Source organism: Hoeflea sp. BAL378 (genome assembly GCF_000759435.1).
In the GTDB taxonomy this organism is placed as follows: domain Bacteria; phylum Pseudomonadota; class Alphaproteobacteria; order Rhizobiales; family Rhizobiaceae; genus Hoeflea.
Genome location: NZ_JRJG01000121.1, coordinates 1 through 13,959, shown reverse-complemented (window position 1 = coordinate 13,959; position 13,959 = coordinate 1). Strand labels below are relative to the sequence as shown.

18 protein-coding genes and 1 tRNA gene are annotated in these 13,959 nt (G+C 66.5%); 10 read left to right on the top strand and 9 right to left on the bottom strand.

The window, feature by feature from the left end; translation table 11 throughout:
- Positions 1-281 (bottom strand): PhzF family phenazine biosynthesis isomerase (locus LL06_RS21040; protein ID WP_035531448.1); only part of this gene is annotated, 281 nt, incomplete at its 3' end.
- Positions 282-409: 128 nt separating this feature from the next.
- Between LL06_RS21040 and LL06_RS21035 the strand changes: the two genes are divergently transcribed.
- Positions 410-844 (top strand): Lrp/AsnC family transcriptional regulator, encoded by a 435-nt coding sequence (locus LL06_RS21035; protein WP_052161792.1) that lies wholly within the window; start codon positions 410-412, stop codon positions 842-844.
- A gap of 61 nt (positions 845-905) precedes the next feature.
- Here LL06_RS21035 and leuB read toward each other — a convergent pair whose 3' ends face one another.
- From leuB to LL06_RS21010, 5 genes are all read right to left on the bottom strand, one after another.
- Entirely contained in the window at positions 906-2,009 is a 1,104-nt protein-coding gene (gene leuB, locus LL06_RS21030; protein ID WP_035531444.1) for a 3-isopropylmalate dehydrogenase, read from the bottom strand.
- A 95-nt stretch (positions 2,010-2,104) separates the two neighbouring features.
- The gene (locus LL06_RS21025; protein ID WP_035531442.1) at positions 2,105-3,316 is read right to left on the bottom strand and encodes a beta-ketoacyl-[acyl-carrier-protein] synthase family protein; all 1,212 of its coding nucleotides are present in this window, start codon (positions 3,314-3,316) and stop codon (positions 2,105-2,107) included.
- Between the two features lie 2 nt (positions 3,317-3,318).
- Complete coding sequence (locus tag LL06_RS21020) at positions 3,319-3,573, bottom strand: phosphopantetheine-binding protein (protein WP_035531440.1); 255 nt, start codon at positions 3,571-3,573, stop codon at positions 3,319-3,321.
- Between the two features lie 76 nt (positions 3,574-3,649).
- Positions 3,650-4,255, bottom strand: a complete 606-nt coding sequence (gene leuD / locus LL06_RS21015; protein ID WP_035531437.1) for a 3-isopropylmalate dehydratase small subunit — start codon at positions 4,253-4,255, stop codon at positions 3,650-3,652.
- 170 nt (positions 4,256-4,425) lie between these two features.
- A complete protein-coding gene (locus LL06_RS21010; protein ID WP_152599711.1) occupies positions 4,426-4,662 on the bottom strand; it encodes a hypothetical protein in 237 nt (78 codons plus the stop codon).
- 194 nt (positions 4,663-4,856) lie between these two features.
- Here LL06_RS21010 and LL06_RS21005 point away from each other — a divergent pair, with 194 nt between their 5' ends.
- Genes LL06_RS21005 through LL06_RS20995 form a run of 3 tightly spaced genes read left to right on the top strand, consistent with a single transcriptional unit; the run spans position 4,857 to position 7,149 of the window.
- A complete protein-coding gene (locus LL06_RS21005; RefSeq protein WP_035531433.1) occupies positions 4,857-5,786 on the top strand; it encodes a CoA ester lyase in 930 nt (309 codons plus the stop codon).
- Positions 5,783-5,989, top strand: coding sequence for a DUF1737 domain-containing protein (locus LL06_RS21000; RefSeq protein WP_035531432.1), 207 nt, complete (start codon positions 5,783-5,785; stop codon positions 5,987-5,989). The genes LL06_RS21005 and LL06_RS21000 overlap by 4 nt, the downstream gene beginning before the upstream one ends.
- Entirely contained in the window at positions 5,986-7,149 is a 1,164-nt protein-coding gene (locus LL06_RS20995; protein WP_052161791.1) for an amidohydrolase, read from the top strand. Before LL06_RS21000 ends, LL06_RS20995 begins: the two co-directional genes overlap by 4 nt.
- A 38-nt stretch (positions 7,150-7,187) precedes the next feature.
- Here the strand turns inward: LL06_RS20995 and LL06_RS20990 are convergent, their stop codons facing one another.
- Positions 7,188-7,610, bottom strand: a complete 423-nt coding sequence (locus tag LL06_RS20990; RefSeq protein WP_035531418.1) for a metallopeptidase family protein — start codon at positions 7,608-7,610, stop codon at positions 7,188-7,190.
- 265 nt (positions 7,611-7,875) lie between these two features.
- A tRNA-Gly gene (locus tag LL06_RS20985) sits at positions 7,876-7,950 on the bottom strand.
- A 250-nt stretch (positions 7,951-8,200) separates the two neighbouring features.
- Here LL06_RS20985 and LL06_RS20980 point away from each other — a divergent pair.
- The 5 genes from LL06_RS20980 to LL06_RS20960 all read left to right on the top strand — a co-directional run bounded on the left by LL06_RS20980 (position 8,201) and on the right by LL06_RS20960 (position 11,499).
- Entirely contained in the window at positions 8,201-8,698 is a 498-nt protein-coding gene (locus LL06_RS20980) for a prolyl-tRNA synthetase associated domain-containing protein (RefSeq protein ID WP_035531413.1), read from the top strand.
- A 50-nt stretch (positions 8,699-8,748) separates the two neighbouring features.
- Positions 8,749-9,732, top strand: a complete 984-nt coding sequence (trxA, locus tag LL06_RS20975) for a thioredoxin (protein ID WP_035531409.1) — start codon at positions 8,749-8,751, stop codon at positions 9,730-9,732.
- An 82-nt stretch (positions 9,733-9,814) separates the two neighbouring features.
- Positions 9,815-10,492 carry an LON peptidase substrate-binding domain-containing protein gene (locus tag LL06_RS20970; protein WP_035531451.1) on the top strand — a complete coding sequence of 226 codons (678 nt, stop codon included), beginning with the start codon at positions 9,815-9,817 and terminating at the stop codon, positions 10,490-10,492.
- A gap of 13 nt (positions 10,493-10,505) precedes the next feature.
- Positions 10,506-10,727 carry a Trm112 family protein gene (locus tag LL06_RS20965; RefSeq protein ID WP_035531407.1) on the top strand — a complete coding sequence of 74 codons (222 nt, stop codon included), beginning with the start codon at positions 10,506-10,508 and terminating at the stop codon, positions 10,725-10,727.
- A 199-nt stretch (positions 10,728-10,926) separates the two neighbouring features.
- Entirely contained in the window at positions 10,927-11,499 is a 573-nt protein-coding gene (locus tag LL06_RS20960; RefSeq protein ID WP_035531405.1) for a TetR/AcrR family transcriptional regulator, read from the top strand.
- A 4-nt stretch (positions 11,500-11,503) separates the two neighbouring features.
- On the opposite strand, the gene LL06_RS20955 is transcribed toward LL06_RS20960, so the two are convergent.
- The gene (locus tag LL06_RS20955) at positions 11,504-12,730 is read right to left on the bottom strand and encodes a ubiquinone biosynthesis hydroxylase (RefSeq protein WP_035531403.1); all 1,227 of its coding nucleotides are present in this window, start codon (positions 12,728-12,730) and stop codon (positions 11,504-11,506) included.
- 154 nt (positions 12,731-12,884) lie between these two features.
- Here LL06_RS20955 and tesB point away from each other — a divergent pair, with 154 nt between their 5' ends.
- On the top strand, positions 12,885-13,763 hold the full coding sequence (gene tesB / locus LL06_RS20950; RefSeq protein ID WP_035531400.1) for an acyl-CoA thioesterase II: 879 nt from the start codon (positions 12,885-12,887) through the stop codon (positions 13,761-13,763).
- Positions 13,764-13,959 lie beyond the last annotated feature (196 nt).

The window sequence follows — 13,959 nt, the reverse complement described above, 5'->3', positions numbered from 1 at the left end:
CGCAGCGCGAACCGTCCCTCGCCGGCGTGTTCGGCCAGGGCGGCGCCCAGCGCGATGGTGGCGTGGCCGCAGAACGGCACCTCGGATTCGGGCGAGAAATAGCGCACCCGCCACCGCCCTTCCGCGCCGTCGGGCATGGCGAAAGCGGTCTCGGAATAGCCGACCTCTGCGGCGATGCGGCGCATCTCGGCCTCGGCGGGGAACTGATCGGCGATGACGACGCCGGCCGGGTTTCCGCCCCGGCCCTCATCGGCAAAGGCGGCAATGCGGTGAACACTCATGGCGGTCTCCTTCGGTCTCGGTCGGGGCGAGGATAGGAAATTCCGGCGGCCCTGGCCTTGAAAATTGCAAGGTCGCTTGCAGAATCGACCTCGCTTTCCAATCTCGGATCACGAAAGGGCCTCGAACAATGAAGCTGGACGACAAGGACCGCCTAATTCTCAGGCTTCTGAGCGACAATGCCAGGATGCCGGTGAGCGAGCTATCGGGCAGGGTCGGCCTGTCGGGTCCCTCCACCGGCGAGCGGATCAGGCGGCTCGAAAGCAACGGGATCATCGCGCGCTTCACCCTGGAGCTCGATCTTGCGGCGCTGGGCTATCCGCTGCAGGCGATCGTCCGCATCAAGCCGCGGCCGGGAAACATGCACATTGTCGAGGACATGATCCTGGGCGAGGCCCGATTCATCGATTGCGACAAGGTGACCGGCGACGACTGCTTCGTCGCCCGGCTGGCGCTGCGCTCGATCGCGGAGCTCGACCCGCTGCTGCTGCCGTTCCACGACAGGGCCGAGACCAACACCGCGATCGTCAAGTCATCGCCCTTGCGGGGCCGGAGCCCGCTCTGACCGGCGCAGCAAAAACCCGGCCCGGCAGGCGCCGGACCGGGTCAAGACAGAATTTGCCGTCTCAGCCGGCGTAGGCGGCGAGGATGGCGTCGCCCATTTCCGCCGTGGTGATCTGCCGGCAGCCCTCGGACATGATGTCGCCGGTGCGCAGGCCCTGGTCGAGCACCGAGGCGATCGCCGCTTCCAGCCGGTCGGCTTCCGCCACCATGTTGAAGGAATAGCGCAGGCACATGGCAAAGGAGGCGATCATGGCGATCGGGTTGGCGATGCCCTTCCCGGCGATGTCGGGGGCAGAGCCGTGGACGGGTTCGTAGAGCGCCTTGCGCTTGCCGGTCTTGGCGTCGGGCGCGCCGAGCGAGGCCGAGGGCAGCATGCCGAGCGAGCCGGTGAGCATGGCCGCCACGTCGGAGAGCATGTCGCCGAACAAATTGTCGGTGACGATGACGTCGAACTGCTTGGGCCAGCGCACGAGCTGCATGCCGCCGGCGTCGGCCAGCATGTGGCTCAGTTTGACGTCGGGGAAGCGCGCCTTGTGGGTGGCGGTCACCACCTCGTTCCAGAGCACGCCGGATTTCATGACGTTGCGCTTTTCCATCGAGCAGACTTCGTTGCGGCGGGTGCGCGCCAGTTCGAAGGCGACGGCCGCGATGCGCTCGATCTCGTAGGTGTCGTAGACCTGGGTGTCGATGCCGCGCTTCTGGCCGTTGCCGAGATCGATGATCTCCTTGGGCTCGCCGAAATAGACGCCGCCGGTGAGTTCCCGCACGATCAGGATGTCGAGGCCCTCGACCACCTCCTGCTTGAGCGACGACGAGCCGGCCAGCGCCGGATAGCAGATCGCCGGACGCAGGTTGGCGAACAGCTCCATGTCCTTCCTGAGCCGCAGCAGGCCGGCCTCGGGGCGGACTTCATAAGGCACCGCATCCCACTTGGGACCGCCGACGGCGCCGAACAGCACCGCGTCGGCGGCCATCGCCTTCTCCATGTCGGCGTCCGAGATCGCCGCGCCATGGGCGTCGTAGGCCGATCCGCCGACGAGCCCCTCGTCGATGACGAATCCGGCGGCCTCCTTCTCGTTCATCAGCGCAATGACCTTGCGGACCTCGGTCATGGCCTCCGGGCCGATGCCGTCGCCTGGAAGCAGGAAAAGGGAACGAGACGTCATGGATCATGCCTTTCGATGTTCAAAGCCGCCGTGACGGCGGACAAGCAAGAGATCCGGCGGGCTCGGGTCTGCCGGACCGGGAAAATGGCCCGGGCCTAGACCTTCCTCACCGCGATCACCGCATTGGTGCCGCCGAAGGCGAAGGCGTTGGAAATGGCGATGTCGACCTTCTTCTCGCGCGCCACATTGGGCGTGACGTCGAGGTCGCACAGCGGGTCCGGGGTGGTGTAGTTGATGGTCGGCGGGATCACGCCTTCGCGGACCGCGTTGACGCAGGCGATCAGCTCGATGGCGCTGGACGCGCCGAGGCAGTGGCCGTGCATGGACTTGGTGGAGGACACCGAGACCGTGTCGGCGGCCGATCCGAAGACCTGGCGGATCGCCCGGGTCTCGGTCTGGTCGTTGGCCTGGGTGGCGGTGCCGTGGGCATTGATGTAGTCGACCTCGGCTGCGGAAATCCCCGCATCCTCGAGGCAGTTGCGCATGGCGGCCGACGGGCCCTCGATCGTCGGATTGACGATGTCGGAGGCATCTGCGGAGAGACCCACGCCGATGATCTCGGCCAGGATCGTGGCGCCGCGCGCCCGGGCATGCTCGTAGGATTCGAGAACCGCGATGGCCGCGCCGTCGCCCAGCACCAGCCCGTCGCGATCGGCCGAAAACGGCCGGCACACCGAGCGGGCCAGCACCCTGAGCGATTCCCAGGCCTTGAGCGGGCCATAGACCAGCGCAAGTTCGGCGCCGCCGGCCAGCATCATGTCGGCGCGGCCGAGCCGGATCTGGTCGACCGCGGAAATGAAGGCATGGTTGCCCGAGGCGCAGGCCGAGGTCACGCCGAACACCGGTCCCTGAAGCCCCATGGCGATGGAGACATGGCCGGACGGGCCACTCGGCATCACCCGCGGCACGGTGAAAATGTGGGTGCGCTTCTTCTGTTCGACAAAGATGTCGACATAGCTCTGGTCGACGGCGTCGGTTCCGAAGATGCCGACGCCCACCACCGCGCCGGACCGCGTGGGATCGAAATCGCCCGCGCCCAGCCCGGCCTGCGCCATGGCCTGGCGCGCGGCGATCACCGAGATGCGGCTGATGCCGCTCATGGTCAGGCCCTGGCGCTTGTCGATTCCGTCGTCTTCCGGATAGCCGACGATGCCGCAGCCGACGCTGATCTTGAGATCGCGGGTGTTGATCGTGAGCGGCCCGCAGCCGTCGCGGCCCTCTTTCATGCCGGTCCAGATCGTCTCGGAATCCCCGCCCAGCGCGCAAATCCCGCCCATGCCGGTAATGACGACGCGCCGCTGGCCCATCGTCAGTTCTGCGCCGCGATGAGCTTCTTGACCATGTCGATCATGTCGCCGACGGTCTTGAGCGATTCCCAGGCCTCGGCGGTGTTGAGGTCGATCTCGATATTGTGCTGGTCCTCGATGTCCATCACGATCTCGGTCAGGGCGAGAGAATCGATCTCGAGTTCGGCAAGCTCGGTGTCGCGCGTGATCTTGCCCGGATCGATTTCGCCCGCTGACGCGATCAGGGCGATCGTCGAGGTTTCGATATCGTCTGCCATTTATCTTTCCTTCAACTCACGTCCTGGGGCATGGGAGTGCCAAAAGCGCTGAAAGCAGCTTAGTCGCACACCGCACCTAAAGCCAAGGCCGGCTGTCCGCCGCCTTTGCTTCGTAACCATCGATGGCGCTTGCCTTTTCGAGAGTCAATCCGATGTCGTCAAGACCGTTGAGCATGCAGTGCTTTTTGAAGGGATCGATGTCGAATTTGATCATGCCGCCGTCGGGGCCGCGGATTTCCTGCTGTTCCAGGTCGATCGACAGGGTGGCGTTGGCGCCGCGGCGGGCATCGTCCATCAGCTTGTCGAGGTCTTCCTGGCTGACGACAATCGGCAGAATGCCGTTCTTGAAGCAGTTGTTGTAGAAGATGTCGGCGAAACTTGTGGAAATCACGCAGCGGATGCCGAAATCGAGCAGGGCCCAGGGCGCATGTTCGCGCGACGACCCGCAGCCGAAATTGTCACCCGCCACCAGGATCGAGGCATTGCGCCAGGCCGGCTGGTTGAGCACGAATTCGGGGATCTCCGAGCCATCGGGATTGTAGCGCGCCTCGGCGAAAAGACCCTTGCCAAGACCCGTGCGCTTGATGGTCTTGAGATAATCCTTGGGGATGATCATGTCGGTGTCGATGTTGACAACCGGAAGGGGCGCGGCGACGCCGGTGAGGCGGATGAATTTTTCCATGGCGTGATGGTCCTGTCTGTCTGTGCCGGAGCATTTAACAAACAAAGCGCCGAAAAAGAAGAGGCAGGCCGCCACTTCGCCGCAGAACGGCGATTTGGCGAGGGTTCAGGCCGGTTTCCGGCCGCAGGGCCGTGAAAATGCGCCGGCGGGCGGAACGGAGCCCGAGGCCCTCACATGTCGATGATGGTGCCGCGTCCGTCGTTCCAGACCCGGTAGTCGCGCGGGGCGCCCTTCTGGCGCTGGTCGGCGCGGACCGGTTGCGCCACCAGCGGCTGCAGGCGGCCGGTCAGCTTCGCCACAAGCATGACGCCGGCCGAAGCCACGGCCAGGACCACGGCCAGCGCCAGGCCGGCAAACGCGGCGGCGACCAGGCCGAGACCCAAAACAAATGCGACGAGTTTTCTCATGAGCGTGTTCCTCAACAATACGAGTGTCATTTGGGGATCGTCGCGGCGGCGTTCAATAGGCCGCCCCCCGCGCCGTCCTGCCGCAGGGCGGCGACCGCCTGCCTCTCCCGCGGCGTCGGCCCGCTGCCGGCCTGCTGGTTTGCCGCCTTCGCCGCCCCCTTGCAAGGCGGCGGCGTCGCGGGCAATAAAGCGCCATGGAACATTCCCAGCCCTCAAGACCCGCCCGTCCGCGCCGCTCGGTCCTTTATCTGCCCGCGGGCAATGCCCGGGCGCTCGCCAAACTGCCGGATCTTGGCTGTGACGGCGTGATTTTCGATCTGGAGGATTCGGTCGCGCCTGGGGCCAAGGACGAGGCGCGCGAGAGCCTGAGACTGTTTTTTGCCGAGGGCCGCGCCGCTTCCCTGCCCGCCGGCATGGAAAAGATCATCCGCATCAATTCGCTGGGCTCGCCCTGGGGCGCGGAGGACCTGCTGGCGGCGCGCGGCTGCCGCCCGGACGCGATCCTCATCCCCAAGGTCGACGCGCCCGACGACATCGTCGCGGTGGAGGACGCGCTGGAGCAGACCGATGCGCCGGCGAGCCTCAGGCTGTGGGCGATGATCGAGACGCCGCGCGGGGTGATGAATGCGGGCCGGATCGCGGGACAGGGGCGCACCGACGGGGCGCGGCTCGACTGTTTCGTCACCGGCGCAAATGACCTGATCAAGGACACCGGTGTCCTGCCGCAGCCGGGCCGGCCGTTTCTCTCGTCCTGGCTCATGCAGATCGTGCTCGCCGCGCGCGCCTATGGCCTGGATGCGCTCGACGGCGTCTACAACGATTTCAAGGACGAGCCGGGCCTCCTGGCGGAATGCCGCGACGGCCGGGCGATGGGATTTGACGGCAAGACGCTGATCCATCCGGGGCAGATCGCCGCCGCCAACACGGCATTCGGCATCGATCCGGACCGGCTTGCGGAGGCCCGCGCCATCGCCGCCGCGTTCGCCCTGCCGGAAAACGCCGGACGCGGCGTCATCAGCCTTGACGGCCGCATGGTCGAGCGGTTGCATCTCGGGATGGCCGAAAGGCTGATCAACAAGGCCGCGCGCATCACCGCGCGCATTCAGGGAGACCAGAACACATGAAACTGTACCGTTTTCTCACCGGCCCGGACGACCAGGCCTTCTGCCACAGGGTCAGCCTGGCGCTGTCGAAGGGCTGGTCGCTGCATGGCTCGCCCTCGCTTGCCTTCAACGCCGCCACCGGCATGATGCATTGCGGCCAGGCCGTCACCAAGGAGGTCGAGGGCGTCGAGTACCATCCGGAGATGAAGCTGGGCGAGCAATGAGCCTCGCGCCGATCTTCTATGACGATGCCCGCACGCCCGAACTGGTGGCGTTCCGGCGCGAGCTGCACCAGATGCCGGAAGTCTCGGGCGACGAGGCGGCGACGGCGCTGCGGGTCGCCGAATTCCTCACGTCGCTCCACCCCGACCGGCTGGTCACCGGGCTCGGCGGCCATGGCGTCGCCGCGGTCTTCGACAGCGGCCAGCCGGGTCCCTCGGCGCTGTTCCGCTGCGAGCTCGACGCCCTGCCGATCCGCGAGATCTCGACCTCCGCCTGGCGCTCGCAAATCGACGGCAAGGCGCATCTGTGCGGCCATGACGGCCACACCGCCATTGTCGCGGGCCTTGCCACGGCGCTGGCAGGGCGGCGTCCGGCGCGCGGCCGGGTGATCGTGCTGTTCCAGCCGGCCGAGGAAACCGGCGCGGGTGCTGCGGCGGTGATCGCCGATCCGAATTTTACGGAGCTTCGTCCCGACTATGCCTTCGCGCTCCACAATCTTCCCGGCCTGCCGCTCGGCGTGGCGGGGATCCGCCAGGGCGCGTCCAATTTTGCCTCCGAAGGGCTGCGCATAAGGCTCGAGGGCAAGACCGCGCATGCCTCGCAGCCGGAAAACGGCAAGAGCCCGGCCGCGGCGCTGTGCGCGCTGGTCTCCGGCCTGCCAGGACTGCCCGCCGAAATGGGGCTCGATTCCAACCAGTCGCTGGTGACGCTGGTGCACGCACGCCTGGGCGAGGCCGCCTTCGGCATCGCGCCCGGCGAGGCGGATGTCTGGGCGACGCTGCGCAGCGTCAGTGACGAGCTGCAGTCGCGCCTGATGCAGGCGGCGCGGGACGTGGCGGTGGAAACGGCCAAGAGCCACGGGCTGGCGCTCGACCTGGGCACGGAAGACCGCTTCGCCGCCTGTCACAACGATCCGGAAGCCACGGCCTGCGTCGAGCGCGCCTTCCAGGCCGAAGGCGTCCCGGTCGTGGCGATCGACCAGCCGTTCCGCTGGTCGGAGGATTTCGGGCTGTTCGGCTCGGTGTCGAAATCGGCGCTGTTCGTGCTCGGCGCCGGCGTCGACACGCCGCGGCTGCACAATCCCGACTATGATTTTCCCGATGCGCTGATCCCGCTCGGCGCGCGCCTGTTCGAGCGGATCGCCCGGCAGCTATGCGACTGAGGCGGAGCGCCGGCGCGGCGCGCTGAAGCGCGGGCCGCTCAGGGAACGCTGGCTTCCAGGCGTTCCATGTCGTCGTCGGAGAGGCCGAAATGATGGCCGATCTCGTGGATCAGCACATGGGCGATGATGTCGCCCAGCGTCTCGTCGTTTTCCGCCCAGTAGTCGAGGATCGGCCGGCGATAGAGCAGGATCCGGTTGCCGAGCTCTCCGGTCTCGATGGTGAAGCGTTCACCCAGGCCCCGCCCCTCGAACAGGCCGAGCAGGTCGAACGGGGTTTCAAGCCCCATGTCCTCGAAGATCTCGTCGTCGGGAAAATCCGCGACGATGATCGCCACGTCGCCGGTGAGCGCATGGAATTTCTTCGGCAGCTTGCCGTAGGCGTCGATGGCGAGCGATTCGAATTCGCCCAAGGACGGCGCATGCCGGTCCCGCCAATCGCCTGTCTGGTCAATACGCGCCATAAATAAACCTTAACCTGCATGGCCATCGTTGGCCACATCCCGGCATATAGGGAAAGCCGGCACACTTTTCGAGAGGTCCGCGCCGCGGACAGGCGCCGAACGCCGTCGCGCGGCGAGGCCGTCGCGATGAAGATGGCTGCCTGCACGCCCCGCTCATCGCTGATCCGGCCACAAGCCAGACCGATACGAGCCAGCTCCGGCACCTTCCAAAAACACAAAAGCCCCGGAAACCGAGGCTTTGTGTCAAAATTCTCTTGAGAGATTTTGGAGCGGGCGAGGCGATTCGAACGCCCGACCCCAACCTTGGCAAGGTTGTGCTCTACCCCTGAGCTACGCCCGCTCATCACCAGGCCCGTGGGTGTCCGGACCGGAGATCCGTTCCCAATGGGCTCGGACCGGCGCTATATGGCGCAAGCTTGATCGAATTGCAACAGGGAATTTTCACGAGCCGGTGCGGCGGCCGGCGGGCATTGCACAGAGCGCCCGGGTTGCCTATCAAGAAAGCCATCGGGCGGGAGGGCCGCGGGTCCGCAGCCTCCCGCCCGGCCAATCCCCGCAGGCGCCGGCCTGCCCAAACCGAGACCCTGACCATGCCCAAGTCCCGCCAAGAGCTGTTTGCGTGCCTGGATGCGCTCGGCATTGCCCACACCACGGTCGAGCACGCGCCTGTCTTCACGGTCGCCGAATCGCAAAGCCTCAGGGACCAGATCCCGGGCGGCCACACCAAGAACCTGTTCCTCAAGGACAAGAAGGGCGCCTGTTTCCTGGTCACGCTGGAGGAAAACGCCGAGGTCGATCTGAAGTCGATCCACACGTTGATCGGTGCCAGCGGCCGGGTGTCGTTCGGCAAGCCCGAAGCGCTGATGGACAAGCTCGGCGTCACGCCGGGCTCGGTGACGATCCTGTCGGCGATCAACGATCCGGCGCACGAGGTGACAATCGTCATTGACGCGCCGTTGCTGGAGCACGACATTATCAACGCTCACCCCTTGAGCAACGACGCGACCACCTCGATCGGCCGCGATGACCTGTTGCGGTTCCTGGGCCACACCGGCCACGCGCCGCTGATCTTGAAAGTTTCAGCCTAGGACACGACCTTAGGCACACCCAATCTTTGAGCAGACACGGGATTTGACCCATGAGCGATTATGACAATCCATATGCACCGGCCTCCGGCGGTCAGATGAGCGGCACGGTCACCTTCGGCGACAAGCCGAAGCCCGCGGGCGGCGCGGCCGCCGGCGACCTGATCAAGGACACGACGACCGCGGGCTTTACCGCCGACGTGCTCCAGGCCTCGCGCGATGTCACCGTTCTGGTGGATTTCTGGGCGCCGTGGTGCGGGCCCTGCAAGCAGCTCACGCCGGTCATCGAGAAGGTGGTGCGCGAATCGGGCGGCCGGGTCAAACTGGTCAAGCTCAACATCGACGAGCATCCGGCGATCCCGGGCCAGATGGGCATCCAGTCGATTCCCGCCGTGGTGGCATTTGCCAAGGGCAAGCCGGTCGACGGCTTCATGGGCGCGCTTCCGGAAAGCCAGGTCCGGGAGTTCATCGACAGGGTCGCCGGACCGCCGGCGAAATCGTCGGAGGAAGAGCAGGTCGAGCAGATCCTGGCGCAATCGCGCGAGGCGCTGGCCGAGGGCGATGTGGAGACCGCGGCGCGGGGCTTTGGCGCGATCCTGCAGATCGACCAGGGCCATGTCGGCGCCATCACCGGCATGGCCGGCTGCATGCTGGCGGCGGGCGAACTCGACCGGGCCGAGAAGCTGCTCAACGCAATTCCCGCGGACAGCCGCAAGGATCCCGACATCGCGTCGGTGTTCAAGCGGCTGGAAATGGCGCGCGAAGTCGCCGGTCTCGGCGATCCGGTCGAGCTCGAGGCCCGGCTCGCCTCCAATCCGGCCGATCACGAGGCCCGCCTGAAGTTCGCCAAGATCCTCAATGCGCAGGGCTACCGCGAAGCGGCGGCCGACGAACTGTTCACCATCATGCGCAAGGACCGGCAATGGCAGGACGAGGCGGCGCGCAAGGCCCTGCTCGCGTTCTTCGAAGCCTGGGGTCCCATGGATCCGGCCACGCTTTCGGCGCGGCGGCAGCTTTCCTCGCTGCTGTTTTCCTGACCCGCTGTTTTGCGGCCCGGCCCTTGAGATTTGGCGGCTTCGCCCCACTTTTTGCTGTAGAGTGACCAAGGGGCACATGAGCATGCAAGTCGGTAACAAATCCTATCGGATGGAATCGGACATCCCGGACCAGGTTCCGGTTTTTCCGCTGTCCGGAGCGTTGCTGCTTCCGGGCGCGCAATTGCCGCTCAACATCTTCGAGCCGCGCTATCTGGCGATGTTCGACGACGCGCTGAGCTCGCACCGGATGATCGGCGTCATCCAGCCGGCGCTGGAGAACGCCGTCTCCTGCCAGGGGCCGGTGAAGGACCTGTGTCGCGTCGGCTGCCTGGGGCGGATCACCTCGTTCGCCGAGACCGGCGACGGCCGCTACGTCATCACTCTGGGCGGCATCTGCCGGTTCCGGGTGATCGAGGAGACCGAAACCGGCCGCAAGCCCTACCGGATGTGCCGTATCTCGCCGTTCCTGAGCGATCTCGAGCCCGCCGATGACGGGGCGGAGGTCGACCGCAAGGCGCTGCTCGAGAGCTTCAAGGCCTATCTCGAGGCCAACAATCTTGAAGCCGACTGGAATTCGGTGGAGCGGGCGAGCACGGTGACGCTGGTCAATTCGCTGTCGATGATGTCGCCCTACGGTCCGGCCGAGAAACAGGCGCTGCTCGAGGCCGACGACCTCAAGACCCGTGCCGAGACGCTCATCGCCATCACCGAGATTGCGCTGGCGCGCGATTCCGACGAGTATGGCCGCGTCCTTCAATAGGCGCGCCCGGGCGATGACAGACCAGACCGACCCTCCCAAATCCCTCCGCGCTGCCGGCGCGGTCGACGTCAAGATGCTGGAGCTGCTGGTCTGCCCGCTGAGCTACGGGCCGCTGACCTACGATGCGCGGACGGAAGAGCTGGTCTCGCCGCGCGCCAAACTCGCCTATCCGGTGCGCGACGGCATCCCGATCATGCTGGTCTCCGAAGCGCGGCATCTGGCCGACGGCGAATAGAGGCGGCGATCCCGGCTGGGCCGGCTCCCTTTGAACGACGTCTCACAGGCCGGCGGTCACTCGGGGCGCGTCTGCGTCGTCCATGGGGGCACAGGCCGTTCGGCCCCTCGCCGAAAAGCTCCTCCCCGAGTTCCGGGATTGGCTTTGGCCGATGCCTCCCTTATGAGTCATCCGACCAAATAGGAAAGGGACAGGCCGGGTGTCCAGGAAGGGCGATCAGAGGCGTGACGCCATCATTGCCGCCGCCGCGCGGCTGTTCTGGGAGCGCGGATTCTCCGCGACCAGCATCGCCGACATCGCCCGCGAGGCCGGCGTGCCGCAGGGCAACATGTTCTATTATTTCCGCAGCAAGGCGGAGCTGGCGCTGGCGGTGGCGGATGTGTTCTTCGACGAGACCCAGTCGCTGATCGCCGAGGCCGAGTCCTCCGCGGCGGATCCGCGCGGGCGGATCCGGTTCCTGCTGCAGCGCCTGGCGCGGTCCAACCGAAGCCGCGTCGACAATGGCTGCCCGATCAATGCGGCGGTGCGCGATTTCCGCCGCACCGCGCCGGAGGCGTCGACCCGGGCCGGCCAGAGCTTCGAGCTGCTGGTCAGCTTCATCGCCCGCGAGCTGCAGAAGACCGGGCCGCGGCCGTCGATCGCGCTGGCGCGGGCCCGGGCGGTGGTGATCGAATGGCAGGGCGGCATCGCGCTGGCGCACGCCTTCAACGACATGACCGTGCTGGCCGAAAGCCTGCGCCGGGCCGAACAGAGCCTGCAGATCGGGTCGTGAAGGCTCAGATCGCCTCGCCGCGCAGCAGCCGCGGGCCGGAGGCGTCGGGAATGCCCGCCGCCTGGTTGATGAAATAGCGCTTCATCGCCGGCATCCGGTCGACAAGGCCGAGACCGAAATCGCGGACCAGCCGCAGCGGCGTGAAGTCGTTGGAGAACATCCGCGTCAGCACGTCGCTGGTCAGTCCCATGCGCACGGTGTCGAAGCGCCGCCAGATCTGGTAGCGCTCCAGCACCGCCATCGATCCGATGTCGAGCCCGAGCCGGTGCGCCTCGACGACGGTTTCCGCCAGCGCCGCGACATCGCGGAAGCCGAGATTGAGGCCCTGGCCCGCAACCGGGTGGATGCCGTGGGCGGCGTCGCCGGCCAGCGCCAGGCGCGGCTTGACGAAGTCGCGCGCCAGCGTCAGTCCGAGCGGAAACGCCCGGCGCCCGCCGTCGACGCGGAGCGCGCCGAGATGATGGCCGAAGCGGCGCTCGAGCTCCGCCTCGAACACGAAATCATCCTCCGCGACCAGCCTGTTGGCGGTCTCGGTGCGCTCGGTCCAGACCAGCGAGGAGCGGTTGCCCGTGAGCGGCAGGATGGCGAAGGGGCCGTCGGGCATGAAATGCTCCTCGGCGCGGCCGTGGTGCGGGCGCTCATGGGCGACGGTGGTGACGATGCCCGACTGGCCATAGTCCCAGTGCTGGGTCTTGATGCCGGCCATGTGGCGCACCACGGACCTGACGCCGTCGGCGGCGACAACCAGCCGGGCGGCGAAGACGCGGCCATCGCCGGTCTCGACCCGGGCGTCCTGCTCGGTGAAGGCCAGGCTCACGGCTGCGGCCGACTGGTGGATCGGCAGACCCAGCTCGGCCGCCTTGTCGCGCAGCGCGGCGACGAGGGCGACATTGGGGACCATGTGGGCAAAGGGTTCGCCGCCCTCGATCTCGCCGCCGAAGGTGAGAAACACCGGACGGACCGGATCGGAGGTGCGCGAATCGGTGACGATCATCTCGCTGACGGCCTGCGCCTCGGGTTCCACCGCGTCCCACACGCCCAGCGTCGTCAGGAGCCGCTTGGCGCCGGCGGCGATCGTCGAGGCGCGCTGGTCCTTGCGCCAGACCTCGGCCGGGGCGGCGTCGATCACGGCGATGTTGAGCGAAGGGGCGTTGACCTTGATCGCGAGCGCGGCCGACAGCCCGACATAGCCGCCGCCGCAAACCAGGATGTCGAGCTTCTCAATCGTCATGGACATGTTCCTTCTTGTCTACCCATATAAGCGGGGGCATCGCCGGTTCAACAGGCTTCGCGGCCGGGCTGCACCGGCTGCGGGCTTTGCAGCGGCGTCCGGAACCCGTATACCGCACTCTCGTTTGTCAGCCCACCACTGCGAAAGAAGCAAAATGTCGCGTCCCGCCGTCACAGCCATGGATCAACTCCTCTCCATTCTGGATCTTGAAACGCTCGAACAGGACCTGTTTCGCGGCACCAGCCCGCAGGATGGCTGGCAGCGGGTGTTCGGCGGCCAGGTCATCGGCCAGGCGCTGGTGGCGGCGCAGCGCACGGTGGCGGCGGACCGGCCGGTGCATTCGCTGCACGCCTATTTCATGCGGCCGGGCGATCCCGCCGCCCCGATCATCTATGAGGTGGACCGGATCCGCGACGGGTTGAGCTTCGCCACGCGCTCGGTGGTGGCGATCCAGCACGGAAAGGCGATCTTCTCGCTGTCGGCGTCGTTCCAGAAGGAAGAGGAAGGGCTCGAATACCAGGCGGAGATGCCGACTGTGACCGCGCCCGAGGACCTGCCGGGACGGGAGCAGATGCGCGAGGCCTTCCTCGCCAGCGCGCCCGACCATGTGCGCAGCTACTGGGAGCGGGAGCGGCCGATCGAGGTGCGGCCGCTGTCGCTGGATCACTATATCTCCGACCGCAAGCTCGAGGCGGAGCAGAAGGTCTGGGTCCGCACCACCGGACCGGTGCCCGACGACCGCATCATCCAGGCCGCCATTCTCGCCTATCTGTCCGACATGACGCTGCTCGACACCGCCCTGTTCACCCATGGCCGCTCGGCGTTCGACCGCAATCTGCAGATTGCCAGCCTCGACCACGCGATGTGGTTCCACCGGCCGTCCCGGCTCGACGACTGGCTGCTCTACAGCATGGATTCCCCCAATACCAACGGCGCGCGCGGCTTCACCCGCGGCTGCCTGTACCAGCGCGACGGCACGCTGATCGCCTCGGTGGCGCAAGAGGGATTGATCCGGGACCGGACGAAAGCCTAAAAATTGTGCATGGGTTAATTAATGCCTAACGTTTCGCCTTTTGGCGCGGACGATGGCGTAGCCGTATTTTTGATCAGCCTAATATAATCATATATTTCAGTGGCTTGCCCAGTCTTTTCCCAACTGGCACGGCATTTGTTTCCTTTTGGCCAGGCGGGCGTCCGGCGGGTTGCGGGGCACCTGTCATGAGGGGCGG